12 protein-coding genes are annotated in these 18,212 nt (G+C 37.3%); all 12 read right to left on the bottom strand.

All coding sequences use genetic code 11. The features are described 5' to 3' along the window. Nucleotides 1-73: 73 nt before the first annotated feature. The 12 genes from IGJ93_RS06005 to IGJ93_RS05950 all read right to left on the bottom strand — a co-directional run bounded on the left by IGJ93_RS06005 (nt 74) and on the right by IGJ93_RS05950 (nt 18,103). On the bottom strand, nt 74-433 hold the full coding sequence (locus tag IGJ93_RS06005) for a YxeA family protein (RefSeq protein ID WP_067481871.1): 360 nt from the start codon (nt 431-433) through the stop codon (nt 74-76). 556 nt (nt 434-989) lie between these two features. Continuing rightward, nucleotides 990-1,691, bottom strand: coding sequence for a YcjF family protein (locus IGJ93_RS06000; protein ID WP_284590720.1), 702 nt, complete (start codon nt 1,689-1,691; stop codon nt 990-992). Nucleotides 1,692-2,230: 539 nt separating this feature from the next. Next, entirely contained in the window at nt 2,231-3,622 is a 1,392-nt protein-coding gene (locus tag IGJ93_RS05995) for a hypothetical protein (RefSeq protein WP_284590719.1), read from the bottom strand. Continuing rightward, on the bottom strand, nt 3,619-4,188 hold the full coding sequence (locus IGJ93_RS05990) for an RNA polymerase sigma factor (RefSeq protein ID WP_270660058.1): 570 nt from the start codon (nt 4,186-4,188) through the stop codon (nt 3,619-3,621). The genes IGJ93_RS05995 and IGJ93_RS05990 overlap by 4 nt, the downstream gene beginning before the upstream one ends. 585 nt (nt 4,189-4,773) lie before the next feature. Continuing rightward, nucleotides 4,774-6,159 carry a glycoside hydrolase family 32 protein gene (locus tag IGJ93_RS05985; protein WP_086270966.1) on the bottom strand — a complete coding sequence of 462 codons (1,386 nt, stop codon included), beginning with the start codon at nt 6,157-6,159 and terminating at the stop codon, nt 4,774-4,776. A gap of 32 nt (nt 6,160-6,191) precedes the next feature. After that, nucleotides 6,192-7,595, bottom strand: coding sequence for a sucrose-specific PTS transporter subunit IIBC (locus IGJ93_RS05980; protein ID WP_067481864.1), 1,404 nt, complete (start codon nt 7,593-7,595; stop codon nt 6,192-6,194). Nucleotides 7,596-7,730: 135 nt separating this feature from the next. Next, nucleotides 7,731-8,714 (bottom strand): LacI family DNA-binding transcriptional regulator, encoded by a 984-nt coding sequence (locus IGJ93_RS05975; protein ID WP_270344537.1) that lies wholly within the window; start codon nt 8,712-8,714, stop codon nt 7,731-7,733. Between the two features lie 181 nt (nt 8,715-8,895). Then, nucleotides 8,896-10,614, bottom strand: coding sequence for a class I mannose-6-phosphate isomerase (locus IGJ93_RS05970; RefSeq protein WP_430597035.1), 1,719 nt, complete (start codon nt 10,612-10,614; stop codon nt 8,896-8,898). A 19-nt stretch (nt 10,615-10,633) separates the two neighbouring features. Next, on the bottom strand, nt 10,634-13,285 hold the full coding sequence (locus IGJ93_RS05965) for a glycoside hydrolase family 38 C-terminal domain-containing protein (protein WP_430597034.1): 2,652 nt from the start codon (nt 13,283-13,285) through the stop codon (nt 10,634-10,636). 15 nt (nt 13,286-13,300) lie between these two features. Continuing rightward, nucleotides 13,301-15,277, bottom strand: coding sequence for a fructose-specific PTS transporter subunit EIIC (locus tag IGJ93_RS05960; RefSeq protein WP_430597033.1), 1,977 nt, complete (start codon nt 15,275-15,277; stop codon nt 13,301-13,303). Continuing rightward, nucleotides 15,264-16,421 carry a glycerate kinase family protein gene (locus tag IGJ93_RS05955; protein WP_218658230.1) on the bottom strand — a complete coding sequence of 386 codons (1,158 nt, stop codon included), beginning with the start codon at nt 16,419-16,421 and terminating at the stop codon, nt 15,264-15,266. Before IGJ93_RS05955 ends, IGJ93_RS05960 begins: the two co-directional genes overlap by 14 nt. Then, on the bottom strand, nt 16,418-18,103 hold the full coding sequence (locus IGJ93_RS05950; protein WP_067481852.1) for a sugar phosphorylase: 1,686 nt from the start codon (nt 18,101-18,103) through the stop codon (nt 16,418-16,420). Before IGJ93_RS05950 ends, IGJ93_RS05955 begins: the two co-directional genes overlap by 4 nt. Nucleotides 18,104-18,212: the final 109 nt, after the last annotated feature.

The raw sequence follows: 18,212 nt of genomic DNA, 5'->3' as shown, positions 1-18,212 counted from the left end.
AGAGATAACTAACTTAGTTTTAGGTCATTTATCAATCAGAAATTAGTCCTAAATGTTTCATTGAATAGCTAATTCAAGGTTCATTTTTCTCTATAGTATCTAAAGCTTTGTCAGGAACCTTACTCTTTTCTACCTCTTCCCAACTTTTCACTCCGTCACTTTTTGTTACTTTTGCTTTCAAATAGGCGTCTTTTTTTAATGGTTTATTTCGATATTCTTTCATTTCTAAGTCGATTTTCTCACCATTTTTATTGACAAATACTTGATTATACTCAAAATATGAGCTACCTTCTTTATCTGTTTGTTTTTCAGGAGTTGTCGTGATTTTTGTATAGTAGACTTCTTTTTTTAATTCTCTATCATAAAACTGACATCCTGACATAACAAAAAGACTTGCTAACGCTAAAGTAAGTGTAATAAATATTTTTTTCAATGGCTTACTTCCTCCTATAGTTGATCTATTCAAATAATAATTCATTTTAGTTCAAGTAAACATTGAATCGAGAATGTAAGAGCTAACACTATTGAAAGAATAATATAACTATCATTATGTAATTGGTAATTTCTCGGTCAGATTTGTCTTCCAAGTTGATTACTCATCTCTTGAACCGGATGATCTCCAAAAATCAAATTTATTTAGCGATTGTTTCGATTATTCTCCAATTGAGAAAAAAAGACTATGACAAAAAATATTGACATAGTCTTTTCTTTTCGAAGCTGGACGCTTGGGGCCACAACCTCTATCTACGGTGCTCACCAAGCAACTTCTCGAAATAATTCTCAACTGTTCAAAAACATGAAAGGCTATTTTTGTCAGTTATTCTTTATTTTTTCGAAGCTGAACGCTTGGAGCCACAACCTTTATCTACGGTGCTCACCAAGCAACTTCTCGAAATAATTCTCAACTGTTCAAAAACATGAAAGGCTATTTTTGTCAGTTGTTCTTTATTATTTCGAAGCTGGACGCTTGGAGCCACAACCTCTTCTGGCTATTTTTTCTTATTTACTCCTTGAATCGCCTTGAACAAAGTATCAAACTGGCCTTTAAACGACATTACTTGATCAAAGATATCTTCCCCATCATTCAGCATTTTGACCGTCACCCAGCCAAGAGATTCTGTAATTGCCATCGCAACCACCGCATTGACCGCACCACCACTAATTGTTCCAACTACCGGAATAAATTTTAAGATATTGCCTACTGCACTACGGCCAAAGCTGACAACTACCAGTTCTTTAGTCAAACTTTTACCCAAACTTTCCGACCAAGATTGTCCAAATATTTTATGTAAACGTGCCATCATCGTTAACTGTACTGGAACTAATAAAAACGCGTCGGAAAACGGAATAGGTGATAAACCAATGATTGCTGCTGTTAAGGATGCCACATGAACCGTTGTATGACATTTTTTACGAGTTTCTTGATCGACATCTGTCAAAAATTCATCAAAAACGCCATCGAAACGACTTCGACTAGCAGCCGTCAACTTTAATGCTTTAGTCTTTGTACTATCAAAAGATTTCATGATGGCAGTAGAGATTTTACTTGGAAATTGTTTCAACACATCATTAAAGAACGATTGAAATTCTTCTTGTTCTTCCTGTGTATCCAACTCAGCTACTTCATTCCGTTTCTTTTCATTTGTTACCTCAAGCTGTTTCTTTTTTTGTTTATCCTTTTTCCCTAACATCTTTCATGACCCCTTTATCAAAAAATTACTAAAGAAATTGTAGCACGGAATACAATTTGGCAACAAGAAAACGTTCAGTACATGCCTGTTACGACCAAAAGTTTATCATTTATTTAAGTAAGCACACGTTTAACGTGCATTCCCGGAAGACTCATTTATATGGTAACTATATTCTTTGTAGATAAAGCTGAAACTGTTCACTCCTATCTTTTTCAAGCAACTCCTGTCTGAACACAAAAAAATCTCCCAGTCTTCATTTTTAAAATAAAAGCTGGGAGAACCATTCTTTAGCCGTAGCGTTTGTATCTTCTATTATTCCTTACTACGCTCCAAAGCACACTCATTAACTGACAGGAAAAGGAGCTGGAACATACATAAAAAAGTGCCTTCAATTTTCAAAAGTTAGACATTTGAAAGCACCTTTTATTTTGAAAAAATTTTTCGTAGTTAGCCTGAGCTAGTTGAATTATTTAAGGAACAATTGATCCGAGTGCCAATTAGTAGTTCGCTAATTAACACTTTTTCACATTAATTTTTCTTTACTTCTCTTCAGAAGTTGCTGAGTCCTTGGAATCTAAACTTAATTCACTCGCTCCAATTTTAATTGATTGGATTTCTTCGTTATCTTTTAATCCAAATTCATAACGAGAATGCATTTTTTTGCCTTCTTGGAAATGGCTCCTGTCTTCATCTAATCTGAAAGTTGTCCCATCTTTATAAGTCAATATAATCGGAACATTGATTAAACTCCCCGTATAGTCAAAGTCTAGTGCCAGCGGCGATAAAGTAATATTTTCTAAGAATACTTTATCCGTTGCCCCATCGATTTCTTGATCAGGCAAATTGGTGATTGGTAATTCTTTCGCCTCTTTCAATTGTATCAGCCAATTCCCTTCTTGATAGACACCCCAATTCCACCCGTTTAAAAGAAGTTTTGCTTGAGTTAAGTCTGCTTCTGAAATAGCAAAAACATATTCTTGATAATCAGATCTGCCAGTTTGATTATTATGCGTCCCCTCATCAATACTAAAGTCTACGATTGATTCTATTTCTTTTTCACCAATAGCCAAACTTGGAAAAACAGCTGCCATCTTAGGTTCATTTGGTATTTTTAGTTGGACATGTAATAAATTATCTTTGTAAGCAATATTGGAAATCGTAAAATTTCGGTCTAATTTTTCATTGACCTCCAATGGTTTTAATCCTTCCTTGATTATCTCGTCCCAAGTAACGCCTAGTTTTTTGGCTTCTTTTTCATCAAATCCACCACCTTGGCTTTCTTGTTTTGTTAAATCAATCCAAGTTTTAGCTGGTTTTACTATTTCTTCCCATTTTGGAGTAAAAGTTTTTATAAAGTTTTTTTCTTGACTTGCAAAAGAACGGATTTGAAACCCGGAAATTGGCGTAGTCTCTGCACCAATCGCGCTGGTAACTAATGTAGCAGTTTTCGTTCCTTCGTCATAATTGACCACTTGGGTATTCCCACCACTAAACATTTCCCAATCCTCGATGACTGTATCTTTTGCTAGCCGATCACCAGTTAAATCAGTTAGTTGGCTAACCAAGTATTGATTATTCCCATCTTTAAAAGAGGCAACAGCTTTTAGCCGTAATCCTTGATCCGTTACTTCTTGACTTAGCTTATCTGAATTTAACAATAAGATTTCTGTATCTGTACCAAACCTTTTTTTATAAGCTAACGACAAATCATCTCGAAAAGTAAATCCTACTAATAGTAAACCTAATGCTGCCGTTGATCCACCAATTATCCAACGTCTTTTTTGTTGTCTCTTTTTTCTAAACATATTCTTTTTTGTTACAAATTTATTCTTTATTTCTTTTTTATTTTTTTCGTGAAAGGGTTGATCAGTACATTTCAGTAATTCATCTAACTGTTCTTCAGTTAAATATTCTAAAGGATCTTTTTTCATCTATTTTCCACCTCTCTAAAAAAAGAATTTTCATTCACTAAGTGACGAAGCTTTTTACGCCCTCGATACAAATAATTATCAATTTCTTTACTCGTGAGTTTTGTGCGCTCTGCGATTTCCAGAGGAGATAAATCACAAAAGATTCGCCAAAACAATAATTGACGTGTGGGCTCGTCAAACGTCAAAATCAAGTTATACAGTTCTTGCCATGCTTCTTTCTCATCAAGTTCATCACTAATCAGTTGTTGTGCATCTTCATTTATTTCCGTCAATGGTTCTTGTTTAAATTTTTGGACTTTTTGCCATTTATTTCTGGTCATACTCTTTGTCATAATACACAAATAAGTTTTCAGACTACCTTTTTCTGGATTAAATTTTTCAGGATCTTGCCAAAATCGTAAGAAAACATCACTGATTATTTCTTCCAGATCCATGTTATTATGAACACCACTGCGAGCACCCACTGCCCATAATAATTTACTATAAGCTGTAATTAGATAATCGAATGCATCATCATCACGTTTTTTTAATCGTTGATAAAAAAGTTCATTTTCGATTTCTTCCATTTCTCCACCACCTACGCTAGTACTTTTCAAGAACACTATTAGCACACACTTCACTATCTTGTCCTATTCTCTCCTATAAAAAAACGAAATCAATCATTATTTTGATGAATACACTCGATGGAACTAGTTCTTTTTTCTATTAAGTTAACTGACTTTCTCAAAATATAACGCTTCACATAAAAGAGCTCTCCCAAATTCAACATATCTTCATCATCAACATTTTTGATTTCACATATAGTACAAATCATAAGGAACAATTTCCTCGCATAAAAATAAATTTTTCTAAATCATCGTCATTCACTTCTAATACTCATCATACCCAGTTATGTACAAAAATTCCCCAGTATATTTAAGTGCAATCATACGAATAAAAAGCCAACCAGGAATTACCATTCGCGCTAAAATTTCAACTACTACCTCTTAAAGAACATCCTCACTTCACACAAAAAGGGGCTGGGGCAAAAATAGTCTAAATAGAAAAAAAGCCTAAACTTCGTTTTTGAAAACGGTGATTTTAGGCTTTTTTGAATTGAAAAATGTGTTAAGAACAACTGGATTTTTCGTTTTGTCCCAATCCCTTTTCTTTTAACGGCAATCAAGCAAGCTGAAATGCACACCACGTCCTTGATTCTTTCCATTATATTTGAGTAATGGTTTCTCAAGGGCGAAAAAACGGGCTGAAGCTACTGCTACTCCATGGTTTACAAAAATTTCTACAGCGGATCCATCAATCATCAACTGAATTTCTTTCAATGGTTCATCTAAATGGTAATGACGAAATTCTTTTTTGCCGTCTTCCCAATTCGTTCGACTCAATTCCATCAGCGATTTTTTAGCATCAAATAGTAAAGAAAAACCAGTCGTTACTTCTACTTGGAAATCTTCAGCAAAAGAGTCAAAGGTCATAAGAATTTCTGAACCAAATTTCGCCAAAGGACATTTCCAGTCTCCCATCAACCCAAAAGTAGACTCTTCTCCGCGCAACTGTTGTAATTCTCGGATGGGTCTTTGATAAAGCCGACCTTCATGGAAGTTCAATTCACGAGGAATCGTTAAACAATGCACCCACTTTTCTGCAACTGTTGGTTGTGCTTGTTCCTTTTCAGGTGGCATTACGCCCATCCAACCATAGAGTATGCGTCGTTCATCAGCTGTTTCAAACGTTTGAGGTGCATAAAATTCAAATCCCCAATCCATTTCTACCAACTCATTTTCTGAAGCAATCTGCCATTCTTTCGTCAGTGGCAGATAGACCGTTTGATGAATATTTTGATACTGTTCTCTCTCCGCCGTCAATCCTTGTGGCGAATAAAGTAAGAGTTCTTGACCATCCACCTGAAAAAGATCAGGGCATTCCCACATGTAGCCTCTCTGAGAGATCTTATCCATTTCATTTGAATCAAAAAGTTCGCCATCAAATTGCCATTTTTTAAAGTCAGCGGACGAGTAACAGAGAATTGTTCCTTGCTCTGCTAAAGTTTGAGCCCCGAGCACTAAACGCCATCGATGTGTTTCATTATCAAACCAGACTTTTGGATCACGCACATGACGTGTATACCCTTGCGGATGTTCAAAAAGCGGGCCTAATTTTTTAAAATCTACACCGTTTTCTGAAACTGCCCAACACTGAAAACTACTTCGACTTCTATCAGGGTTAATCACATTTCCAGTATAGAATAAGTATAATTTGCCATCTTTTTCAATCGCTGATCCAGAATAAATTCCGTCTTTGTCATAAGGCTCGCTAGGAACCAATGCCACTGGCAAACGTTTCCAGTGAATCATGTCCTGAGAAACAACATGTCCCCAGGATTTATAATCATGTGAGCAGTCTTTGGAATTCCATTGATAAAAGAGATGATACGCTCCTTGATATTCAATCAATCCATTGGGATCATTCAGTAACCCTTCTTCTGGTGTACAATGGAAACTCAATGGATAACGGCTGTCCTTTACTCTACCATCTAACATCTAACTTTCACTTCCTTACTAAAGCCAATTGTCTATGCTTGTTCTAGCTCTTCTTCCATTTTTTCTTGGTAGCCAAACAAGTACGTCAAGACAAAAGCTACACTGATTGCTAAGATATTTACAAATAAATAAGGCAATAATTGACCGTTTAAATAAAGCAACGTTCCCGGAATAACTGTAATTGCCATTCCAGTACCAGCCAATTGCAACAAACTAGCTGCAAAACCACCCACAGCGCCACCAATCAGCCCCATGATAAATGGTTTTACATAACGTAAATTTACCCCGAAGATTGCAGGTTCTGTTATACCTAAAAAGGCTGATAAAGCAGAAGGAAAACATAATGCCTTTAATTTTTTCGATTTCGTTTTGAAGCCAACCGCTAAAGTTGCGCCACCTTGTGCTGCAATAGAACAAGTAATAATTGCATTAAATGGGTTCACACCTGTATTTGCCAATAGCTGGACTTCTAAGAAATTAAAGATGTGATGTACACCAGTTACGACGATTAATTGATTTAAAAAACCAATAATCAAACCAGCTAAACCAAATGGTAAAGCCAAAACAAATTCTGTGCCATTCAAGACCACCGTTTCAAAAGAATGAAAAATGGGGCCAATTACCATCAAGGATAGTAAGCTCATGACTAATAATGTAACAAAAGGTGTGACTAATAAATCAAAGGTATCTGGTACGGATTTATGCAATCTTTTTTCCAATTTTGAACCCAAGATGCCGGCAATAAAGGCTGGTAAAACAGTTCCTTGATACCCCACAATCGGAATAAAATTAAGTAACATAATCGGTGTAGCATCTCCAGAGGCTACTGCATAAGCGTTTGGTAAAGCAGGATTAACCAACATTAGTCCTAAAACTATCCCAATGATTGGACTACCACCAAAGACTTTAAATGTTGACCAAGCAACTAAAGCTGGTAGAAAGGCAAACGCTGTATCAGTTAAGACTTGCGTGTATAAAAGAAAGTCCGAATTGATTGCATCAGGTGTCATACCAAACAGTTGCAAAATTTGAGGCTGAGTAATCAATCCACGGAGTCCCATAAACAAACCAGTTGCAACTAAGACAGGAATAATCGGTACGAAGACATCTCCAAACGTACGAACCATTCGTTGAAAAGGATTTGCATTTTTTGTTGCTTCTGATTTCATTTCAGCTGTGGACGTTTCATGAGCGCCTAAACCGATAACCTCGTCATAAATTTTATTAACAGTTCCCGTTCCAAAAATAATCTGATATTGTCCGGAGTTAAAAAATGCTCCTTTGACTTTGGGAATGTCTTCTACCTTTTTTTTATCGATTTTACTTTCATCGTTGACCATCAATCGTAATCGAGTTGCACAATGCGCAACGCTTTGAATATTTTCTGCACCACCAACGGCATGAATCACTTCTGCTGCAATCTCTCGGTTTTCCATTTTGTTCTTCCTCCTCATTTTTATGGAACCGTTCCCGTTTTTGCTTAAAAAAATAATAAATAAAAACTCAATCCTTTGTGGAACCGTTCCCTTAATAACAAAAACAGCGTAACACGCAGATGTATGCGCTGTCAACTACTTTTTAACAGCACATACACTATTTCTGATAATCATTGTCGTATCAACAATTGTTTGTCGCGCAATCTCATTTCCTTGTAAAAGCTCAATCATTAAACACGCTGCTTTCTCGCCGACAAGTTGATGGTGAAAGTCAACTGTCGTTAACGGTGGATAGAGGTACTCACCAAAGGAGTAGCCGCCAAATCCAGCAACCGAAAGTTCGACACCAATAGCGATATTCAATTGGTTTGCAGCTTTGATTACCCCCATCGCCATACTATCTGTCGCACAGATAATCAAACTGGCATTCTTTTGAGGTAGCAATTCTAATCCTAACTGATAATTATCTTCTGGATAAAAAGTTGAAGGAACGATCTGAGGTGTGATTCCATTTTCAAGAAAAGTTGTCACAACCCCTTGTTTTCGATTGATTCCGACTGACAAATCATTTTCTGGTACACCGACATATAATACTTCTTTGTGACCATATTCCAACAAAGCTTGAGCAAGATTCACACCTGCTTGATAATTGTCATGGTCTACGGAATAGACCGCTTCATTAGATTGCCCGACAAATAAGATTGGCACGTCGATTGAATTCGCTACTTTGATGTGTTCTTCCGTAATTTCGGTTGCCAATAAAATAATACCAGCTACTTTGTTTTGCACTAGACTGTAGATACTCTCAATCTCGCGTTTGATTGCCAATTCAGTATTAGAAATCAGCATTTGAAATCCATTTTTCCGTGCAACCTCATCAATCCCATTCAAAATTGCCATGATTGATGGCGAAGTTAATCGCGGGGAAATTACTCCGATAAAATTACTTTTTTGAATCTTTAGATTACGGGCAAATTCATTAGGTGAATAATTATATTTACTGATGATTTTTTCGATTTTTTTTGCTGTTGCTTCACTAACATATCCGTTATTTAAATAACGAGAAACCGTGCTCTTCGAGACTCCGGATTCTTTAGCAATCTGTTTGATAGTAACCATTATTTCTCCTTATTCCTGTTTTTCTTTATGATACCATAAGAATGATCGATCAAATCACTTAGATTGTCATCTGTTTGCCTAAAAAATTTTATGCCAAACCTAAATAGTTTCCATCCGATACTATTTTTTTGTCCAGAGTAAATAAGAGAAGAGCCTACCGCATTTGCAATAGGCTCTTCTCTTATTTGATAAAAGCTTGAATTACTACTGAAGGATTTTTCCCGTTATTCTTAAAGGATACGTTCTGGCAATTATCTGGAATAATAAAGGTTTCACCGTAATGAATAGTGATTGGAACGAATTCACCATCATCACTGAATAACTCAATGGACTCCCCTTCAACCAAACAAAGCATATTTACCGAATCATGTGCTTCTAGCTTTATTTCACCTGTAAACGTATGTCGTCGAGTCTCAATAAATTCTAAGTCGCATAGCCCAGTTTTTTCGACAAGAGCTTGCTCGTTGCTTGAAAGAATCTCATTTAGTGAAAAAAGATTCGCTCGAACATAATCCTCATCAAATCGACGATCGACATTTTTTCGTCCATGTTCTAAATGAATTGGTCGAGGTTTACCGTCTAACCCCAAACGACCCCAATCCCAAAGTTTAAACGTGAAGATATATGGAGTAGCACTGATTTCAAGTACAACCGCGTTTGTGCCACCACAATGAATTGTTCCTGCAGGAATCGAAAAATGGTCGTGTTTTTGAACAGGAAAATGATTAATATACTTGGTATCATCAAATATATAGTTGCTATCTTTACTGGCCTTTTCTAGTTCGTTAAACAGCTCGTCTATGTCAGTATTATTTTTTAGCCCAAGATAGATTGAAGCATCTTCCTTCGCATCTAAAATATAATAGCTTTCGTTTTGCGTATAAACCATCCCAAACTTTTCTTGAATGTATTCCACCTTAGGATGAACTTGCAGGCTTAAATTTCCGCCGCCCATTGTATCAAGGTAGTCAAAGCGGATTGGAAATTCTGTGCCAAATAAAGCATATACGCGTTCACCCAACAGTTGGCTTGGGTAATTTCGTACGAGATTGATTGCCGGCATTTCATATTGCGCATTTTCTAATTCAAAAATTAAACTGTTTTCTTCTGGCACTCCATCAAATGCCCAGCCATAATTTGGGATTTCATCTGGAAGCTCAAATTTTTCTTTCATCCATTGCCCACCCCATGAACTTTGATCAAAGTATGGCACTAATCGAAATGGTCGCTGTACAGCTTTTTTTTGAATTGTTTCGTACGTCGCACGATCAATCATTGTCCACTTTTCATTTTTTGTACCATCAATATAAAAATCCGTTTGTGAACGCAACTGACTTTTTAGTTTGTCCGCAATTCGCCATTCAAAAAAATAGCCTCGTTTAAATTTCTTGAGCGCATCTGTTTCAGGCTCCGCCAACCAGTTGTTCAACCCTTTTCTGAATCGTTTTTGGATTTCCCAACGCGTGATGTCGAAATAAACAGTTATGTCAGGTGAAGAAGCTACCAAAGCAGCCCCTACACCCCATACGATAACTAATCCATTTGTTGCTTTGATTTCCTGTTGTACTTCAGTAATTGCGGAACAATCAAAATAATCGTTCATTTCTGCATGGGTCATCAAGCCGAAGACACGATCTTCTGTCAACTCTTTTGCCAACTCACAATTGATTTCTTTTCTTGGTCGAGTACATATTTCACTGTGAATCACCTTCTCTGGTACAAGTTCAGCCACCAGTTGATTTAAAAGTTGCTGATCTATTCCCGGGTATGTCTCGAAACAAATGATCTGTGCGTTTTTTTTAGTTATCTGTTCTTTTAAACTTGCAACAATCTCAGTGATTCCGACCGCTGCTGCAGCATGTTCTTGTACCTTGATTGTTGGTCTTAAATCGTAGGTCATGATTCCTTAACTCCCTTACTTATTTTAGACAAAGTGTTAGAAAATCTTTTGCTCCTAAAGTTTGTCCTTGAACGAAATCATTCAACACATTTTCTGCTAAATCGACAACCTTAACTGAGTCAAATCGATCCAAGTTCATTAATTTGATGGCTTCGTCTGTCTCATTTGGATTGAACAAGCGAATAATCATCCCATCCCCTGCCCACTCTTTTTTAGCAGTACTCATAAACAACTGTTTATTTTCTAATTTCAGCAATGAATCTTCGCTAGGAACAACGTTAGTTAGCGGTGGAATATTAAAACGATCTACCCGATTCAAATAAGAATTCAAGCTTTGTACTTGATAAAAATCTTGCGTTGTAAATAATTTTTTCGAAATTTCATAGGCTTCAGTTGGATCAAAGCGTCCTTCCCCAAAACTTACGAAATAGTCAAATGACATTTCCGTCAGCATCTGTCCATCTGGTGTTTCAACCACCATATTATTAATTCCAGAAGCACGTCCTGGACGCCATGCAAGATCATCTCGACCTAACAACCCATTGCTACGGAATAAAGTTACTGACAATCGTTCTTTTTCAGGTTCCACTTGATATTCTTTTATCATTCCTGTGTGGAAAGTAAAATGTGCCTTTTCATCAGATAGTGCAACAAAACTTTCTAATGGATAGATTGGCATTGGCTTTTCAACAAATCCTAATTCACGCCAATTTTCTTGATATGGATTAGTACTCAAACGTTCTAACGCTGAATACCCTTGATCTGCATGATGTTTTGCTAAATCTGTAACACCTGTTTTCCAGTTAACACGGACACGATGATCTAATACTTGATTATTCATTTGGTGAGTGATTCGGATAAAGTTTTCACCTGTGTAAAGCGAGACTTTCGTTTGGATAACAAACTCTACTTTTTCAGTTGACCGTTTTTCACCAGTTAGTTTTGCTGGCAATTTCACTGTATGCGTTAACTCCACAGATTGACACAAGTCATTCTTAGTTACAGTACCTCTCTCATAGTCACTAATGATGATTGCTTCATCACCACTTTTTAACGGTGAGTAATCAAAAGAATCTCCTGCATCCGCAGTATCATCAAAATGGAATGGGTCTTCTATTCTTTCTCCCGTTTGTAAATTTTCAATCACTAGGCGGTCAGCAAAATTAAATTTGAACGACTCGTTTTCAATGGAAGTTGTAGCTGATTTTTCCGTTGTACCGATTGTTACTCCTGATTGGTCCTCCATTAGGAGAGTAGTGTATCCCATCGCAGGAACTGAAACGTCTTTCAACAAAATAGTTGAGCGATAATACGGAAGGACCTCTTCTTCTTTCTCCCCTTTTGACGTCACAATGATTCTTTTACCTCCATCGAGACTGATTTGTTCTTTGACTACATATTCAATTGCTTCACCCGTCACCGTTCTGATACCAAAAGACGGTTTTGAACTAAACAGGACTAATTCACGTGTAAAAGTTTGTGTTTTGATATCTGTGTTAAATAACGTTACGACATCTTCTGTTCCTAATTGGCTACTGATAGCTCCTACCAGTTGACGCTTGACTAAATTGATCAAGTCTTTTACTTGACGTAAAGCACTGGTTAAGCGAACAACGATATCATGGTTCGCATCATCCGAATTTGATGCACCAATGCCGTTGTGGGCTTGACTATCAAAGATTTTTTTCCAAATTTGATCCAACCAATTTTGCGGGAACTTGATTCCGTGCTGTTGACCAATCAAACATAATGGTTCTAGTTCATGGATCAGCAGTTCCTCAACTTCAAAATTCAAACGTTTAATATCATAACGCTCGGAACGACATGTATTATGAATACGTGATTTTTGACAAGCGAGCAATTCCCCAGAAATCGTGTCAGGGAAATTATTATCATCCCAAGCAGCTGCCATAAAGGTTTCATAATCACTAAGTAGGAATTCATATGCTGAATCTAATTCATTTAATTGTTTCACTGTCTCAGGAAACGCTTGATTGATAATGACTTGGTCACCACCAGCCGGCAGCAAAATAGCATTGGTATCCTGATTTTTCCTTGCTAGCTCATCCAGAATAGGTAATAAACGTTGATTGACATAGTTCTCTTCTGTTGTTAAAAATTTTCCCGGACCGTAACCATAAAAAATATTATTTGTTTTAATTGTCTCTTTGTTAGGAGCTTCCCACAAAAAGTTCAAGTTCTTTGCAACCTGTTCGTTATAAACACCTCGTTGAAAAATGGAATAATCCATGCCAAAACGAGAGTAAATTGATGGTAAATAAGCATGTTGCCCAAAAATATCTGGTGCATAACCGATATTCATGGAATGGCCAAAGCTTTCTGCATATTTCACTCCATACAATAAATTACGAATAACGGACTCAGTCATCCCAAGCAATGCATCTGCCTGAGTGTACCAAGGCCCAATGAAAAGGCGCTTCTTTTCGACAAGAGCTAACAAACGCTCTTTATTTTCTGGACGAATTTTCAAATATTTTTCAACAATAGAAAATTGCCCATCAAAAGAGTAGCAAGTGAATGCCGGATCATTTTCTAACGTGTCAATTAAATAATCAAGATTTTCTACTAAAATAATATCGGAATCTTCTTGTGTGAAATACCACTCATGATCCCAATGTGAATGTGCCACTACGAATACTGTTTTTGTCATTAGTTTCCCCTACTTTTAAGCTTTTTTCGCTTCTTTTTTCTTAATCAAATAAAATCGAATAAAGATATTTCCTAAGGCGATGAATAAAACGCCGGCAATCAAACCGACAGCATATGCCCAAAAGTTCTCAACCAGTGGCCAACCCCAAACTGCAGGAAGCGGATACCACTGAACTGCTCCTAAAACAACAGCTAAAACTGCCCCAATCGATGCGCCAATCATATTGATAGGAATCGTGATCAATGGATTTTGCAAAGCAAACGGAATTGCGCCTTCACCAATTGCTAGAAAACCAAGAACCAATGATGTTCGGCCTGTTACGCGTAAATTATCATCAAATACACGACGACCAACGATATATTTATCTAAAATAGTTGCTAAACCAATACCGATTGGTGGAATTACGATCGCTAATACTCTTGGTGTCAATGGGAAAATTTGATCAGCTGCCATTCCGATTGCAACTGCACCGGCTGCTTTATTCACTGGCCCGCCTAAGTCAAACGCTGTTAAGCAAGCAATGATTGTTGAAAGCACTACTTTACCAGAATCTTGATATTGCATAACCATCTGCTGTAGCCAACCATTCAATCCACCAAATACTGGGTCGACCAAGAGATAATTGACAAAGAAGACTGCCAAAATGGATAGACCAGGAATAATCAACATTGGTTTCATCGCTTGTAAATTCTTGTGTAATTTCACATGTTCATTCAAGAATTTGCAAACATAGCCGGAAACTGCTCCTAAGATCAATGCGCCAAAGAAGCCAGAAGGAATGCCACCTTCTACACCCCATAAAGTTTGATGTAACCCTGCGGCAAATGCACCACCAATAAAACCAGAAGCTAGTGCTGGACGATCAGCAATTGAATACGCCATAAATGCTGTGAAAATTGGATACATAAAACGCATCGTCATGTTTCCCGTAAGCCCAATATAGTGAAGTAAGACAATGAGTTGATTTGCATTTGTAGCCATTTCGGCGTTACCGATTTCTTTACTCAATCCGAAGAAACTAGCACCAATTTGCGAAATCCCAATCATTACACCTGCCGCAACTAAGATTGGAATCATGTATGAAATACCAGTCATAACTGCTTGCATCAATGTACTCATTACGGAATCTTTTTTTGGTCCATAACTAGCATCACTACTAGACAGATCGTCGGCTGCTTTGACTCTACCGTCGGGTGTCGTAATCAATCGATCAATCATCGCAGGTCCATGTTTCAATGGTTCTGCAACTTTTGTTTGAATATAGGGAAGCCCCTTAAAACGTTCCTTACCTTTTGGTGCAATATCCGTTGCGAAAATTATGCCATCTGCAGCTTGAATCATCTCTGGTGTAATTCCGTCTTCGATGCCATTAGCACCTTGTTTCTCTACATGGATCGTGATTCCTTTTTCTTTAGCCGCTTTTTGTAATGCTTCAGCTGCCATATAAGTATGGGCAATGCCGGTCGCACACGCAGTTACAGCTAAGATGTTTTTCGCTGTCATTGGGACTACTTCCTCCATTTCGCTGTTTTGATTCGATAATAATTGCAGTATTTCTGTTTTTGTCCTTGCTTTTTTTAGTTGGTCTACTAAGACAGGATCCATTAATTTCACGCTTAGCTCAGATAAAATTTTCAAGTGAGTTTGTCCTTTTTCAGCGTCTGGAATGGCTAGCAAGAAAATCAGCTCAACTTGATTTGATGGGTCAATTGACGGCCAAGCTCCTGCCGGCATCGCTTTGTCCAAAGTAGCAATGGCTACGGCTGCTTTTGAAACAGTTGTTGATTTACCATGTGGAATAGCAAAACCATTCTCCATTCCAGTTTCAGAAATAGCCTCTCTTTCACGGACAGCTGCTAAAAAAGCTTCCTTATCAGTAACGATGTCATTACGAACAAAAGCATCAATCAAGTGATTGAAGACTTCCGCTTGTGTTTGCCAACTTTGATGAATAAAAATCAATGATTCATTTGTAATACTACTTAAATCCATGTCCTATTCCTCCATTTTTTGATAGTTGAAAAGCAGTAATAAAAATTTCAGATACCAATTCAGCAGCATTTTTCAAGGTTGTTGCTTTCTCCATCGCATCCGGTAAAGAAATTGGCTTTGTTTGAATCGAAAAAATTCCAGAAAATGGCGAAGATTCATTATTAGTTATACTTTTTTTTCCACAAATAGCAATCACTGGTTTCTGATACTTCTTAGCTAGTTCTGCGATAGCAAAAGGTACTTTACCAAACAAACTCTGTTGATCGATACTTCCCTCGCCGGTCACCACCACATCTGCTGTTTTCAGCCTGTCTTCAAAGTCAATCAACTCCGTAACCAATTTAAATCCTGCGTCCATTTTTGCTCCAAGAATAGCCAGTGCTCCTCCCAAGCCGCCGGCAGCTCCTGCACCTTGCAAAGTTGCTAAATCAATGTTTAATTCTTTGAGAATCGTTTGACTCAATTTTTCTGCATTTGCATCTAATTGCCGTATCTGTTCGGCTGTTGCGCCCTTTTGTTGAGAAAACACTTGAAATGCCCCTTGATTACCAAAATAAGGATTGGTTACATCATTTGCCACAATAATTGGTATGTTGGGGAATCTGATTGTTGAAATTTCAATTTCGCTGGCATCCAGTAATAAGTTTCCCTCTTCTAAATCGTTTTGTTGCCTGTCAAGAAATGTCGCACCAAATTCTTTCAGCAATCCCAAGCCACCATCAGTAACGCCCGATCCGCCCAATGTGATAATCACTTTTTGAAAACCACGTTGCTCTATTTCTTTAATCAGTAACCCGAGCCCTTTTGACGAAGCAGCTTTGACTGTTTCAGCACTTGGTTTAATCAAGTCCAAACCCATCGTATCAGCAGACTCAATTAGTGCCTGCCGTTTTCCCTCTGCTCTAAAGCTAAGCACTTTGGCATTGATTGGTTTTCCCATTAGATCAATCGTTGGTATTTCTAAAATTTTCCCGTTTAAAGAATGCTGAACACTTGCTAATGTACCTTCGCCACCATCTGCAATCGTAATTTCTGTTGTACTTTCCACAAAATCAAGTTGATTCAATTTTTCAGCAACAGCACGATTCAGTTCAATTGAGCTAGCACTTCCTTTGAAGCTATCAATAGCTATGAGAACCTTCATTGTTGTTCACCAACTTTGATCCAAGCAATGCCGTATGGTGCTAATCTAAAATTGTTGTCCACTTCTGTCTGAGTTAGAACATTGATTCCATTTAAGCCTTCGACTATTTTTTCAGTACCAGTTACATTGGTCAAAGAAATAATTTCAGAGCCATCTTTAGCCGTTCGTTTGAGTGCAAACACTTGCTCATCTAAATGTAGTACTTCCTGTTCCCCATACGGAGAAAATGCTTCATAATTCTGACGCTCTTTCAGCAGTCTCGTGATTCCTTCATAAACTGTTTTGCGATAAGAATCTATGTCTAATTCCGTAGCTAATTGTTTTGTCTCAATTTTTTGTCGATTGATTCGCCGATTAATACCTGATTCCTCAACACCTTGTAAATCCCCACGCGAACCAAAGATGGAATGATAATAAATTGCGGGGACGCCTACAAAGGAAAGCAAAATATTGTGTGCGGCAATCAACTTTTTGGCTGCGAGTTGATCTGTATCTTCTGACGAACGTAACGCATCGCCATAATTGATATTCAATTCATAAACTGTTTGTGACCCATCAGGATTACTCTTATACGAAACTTTCCCTTGATTGTTCAACACTCGTTCAACAATTGTTTCTCGCTCGGTATCATCTAGGATTCCTTCCACTGGTCGCATCCCAATCCCATCATGTGAAGCCAAAAAATTAAAGAACGTTGCTTCATCTGAAAGAGCATGGATTGTGCTCGCCCACTCAGCTAACTTTTGTGTATTCTCTTGAATAAACGAAAACAGAACTAACGGCGGCAATGGAAACTGATACACTTGATTCGCTTCATTATGACCATCACCTAGATACGAAATGTTCTCTTTGTGAGGGACATTTGTTTCAGTAATAATTTGTGTATTTGGTGAAAAGTGATTCAAGAGTGTTCGCCACATTTTTACGATTTCATGTGTTTTGGGTAAATGCATACAAGTCGTTCCCGAATCTTTCCATAAGAAACCAATGGCATCTAAACGAATGGACGACGCACCACGAAACGTATATTCAAGTAAGACTTCGGACAAACGTGCTAACATGATTGGATCTTTTGGATTGACATCCACTTGATCATCACTAAATGTGGTCCAAACCTTCTTCTTTTCTCCTTTATCAGTTGAATACTCATGGAACAACGGAGAAGTTCTTGGTCTAGTAACATTTGTGGTATCAAACTCTTCTTGATACTCAACAAAACTTTGTTCAAAACCTATGTCATTGTTTAAAAACTTTTTGAACCATTCACTCTTAGCTGACATATGGTTAGCAACAAAGTCATACATCAAACGTTTCTTCTGCGCTAACTTTTTGATGTCATCCCAATCACCCAGCGCTCGATTGATTGTTAAATAATCCGTCACAGAAAAACCATCATCTGAGGTAAATGGAAACATAGGTAGCAAATGAACATCTGTGATACTGTCATCCAGATATGTCTGGACTACCTCCCTTAACACTTTTAGTCCTTTTTCATTGCCATTTTGAAAACTATCACCATAAGTGATTAGGTATGCATTTGATTGATCGATTGCTGGATTTTCAGTAAATTCTTTCGTAGCGTATTTTTCTAATAAATCAGTAAAAAGTTGATTCGCTTGATCGAGATCTTGCTTACTTGTGTATATTTTTTCTAGATGTGTTGCTATTTTTTCTGTTATCATAAATCCACCTCAACAAATAATTAAAAGCCCTTTCATTCATTACAAACACAGTTATATCACAAAACCGTATTAAAAAAAGTTCAGAAAGCGTATAATTATACGCCAAGGG

Source organism: Enterococcus sp. DIV0174 (assembly GCF_050529065.1).
Lineage (GTDB): Bacteria > Bacillota > Bacilli > Lactobacillales > Enterococcaceae > Enterococcus_B > Enterococcus_B thailandicus.
Note: the sequence above shows the minus strand (reverse complement) of the source record. Positions and strands in the feature narration are given on the sequence as shown.

What these genes read in the sequence shown, in the direction of transcription:
- IGJ93_RS05995 (WP_284590719.1), bottom strand. Translation starts at nt 3,622, where the DNA reads ATGAAAAAAGATCCTTTAGAATATTTAACTGAAGAACAGTTAGATGAA.
- IGJ93_RS05975 (WP_270344537.1), bottom strand. Translation starts at nt 8,714, where the DNA reads ATGGTTACTATCAAACAGATTGCTAAAGAATCCGGAGTCTCGAAGAGC.
- IGJ93_RS05985 (WP_086270966.1), bottom strand. Translation starts at nt 6,159, where the DNA reads ATGTTAGATGGTAGAGTAAAGGACAGCCGTTATCCATTGAGTTTCCAT.
- IGJ93_RS05960 (WP_430597033.1), bottom strand. Translation starts at nt 15,277, where the DNA reads ATGGATTTAAGTAGTATTACAAATGAATCATTGATTTTTATTCATCAA.
- IGJ93_RS05950 (WP_067481852.1), bottom strand. Translation starts at nt 18,103, where the DNA reads ATGATAACAGAAAAAATAGCAACACATCTAGAAAAAATATACACAAGT.
- IGJ93_RS05990 (WP_270660058.1), bottom strand. Translation starts at nt 4,188, where the DNA reads ATGGAAGAAATCGAAAATGAACTTTTTTATCAACGATTAAAAAAACGT.
- IGJ93_RS06000 (WP_284590720.1), bottom strand. Translation starts at nt 1,691, where the DNA reads ATGTTAGGGAAAAAGGATAAACAAAAAAAGAAACAGCTTGAGGTAACA.
- IGJ93_RS05980 (WP_067481864.1), bottom strand. Translation starts at nt 7,595, where the DNA reads ATGGAAAACCGAGAGATTGCAGCAGAAGTGATTCATGCCGTTGGTGGT.
- IGJ93_RS05965 (WP_430597034.1), bottom strand. Translation starts at nt 13,285, where the DNA reads ATGACAAAAACAGTATTCGTAGTGGCACATTCACATTGGGATCATGAG.
- IGJ93_RS05955 (WP_218658230.1), bottom strand. Translation starts at nt 16,421, where the DNA reads ATGAAGGTTCTCATAGCTATTGATAGCTTCAAAGGAAGTGCTAGCTCA.
- IGJ93_RS05970 (WP_430597035.1), bottom strand. Translation starts at nt 10,614, where the DNA reads ATGACCTACGATTTAAGACCAACAATCAAGGTACAAGAACATGCTGCA.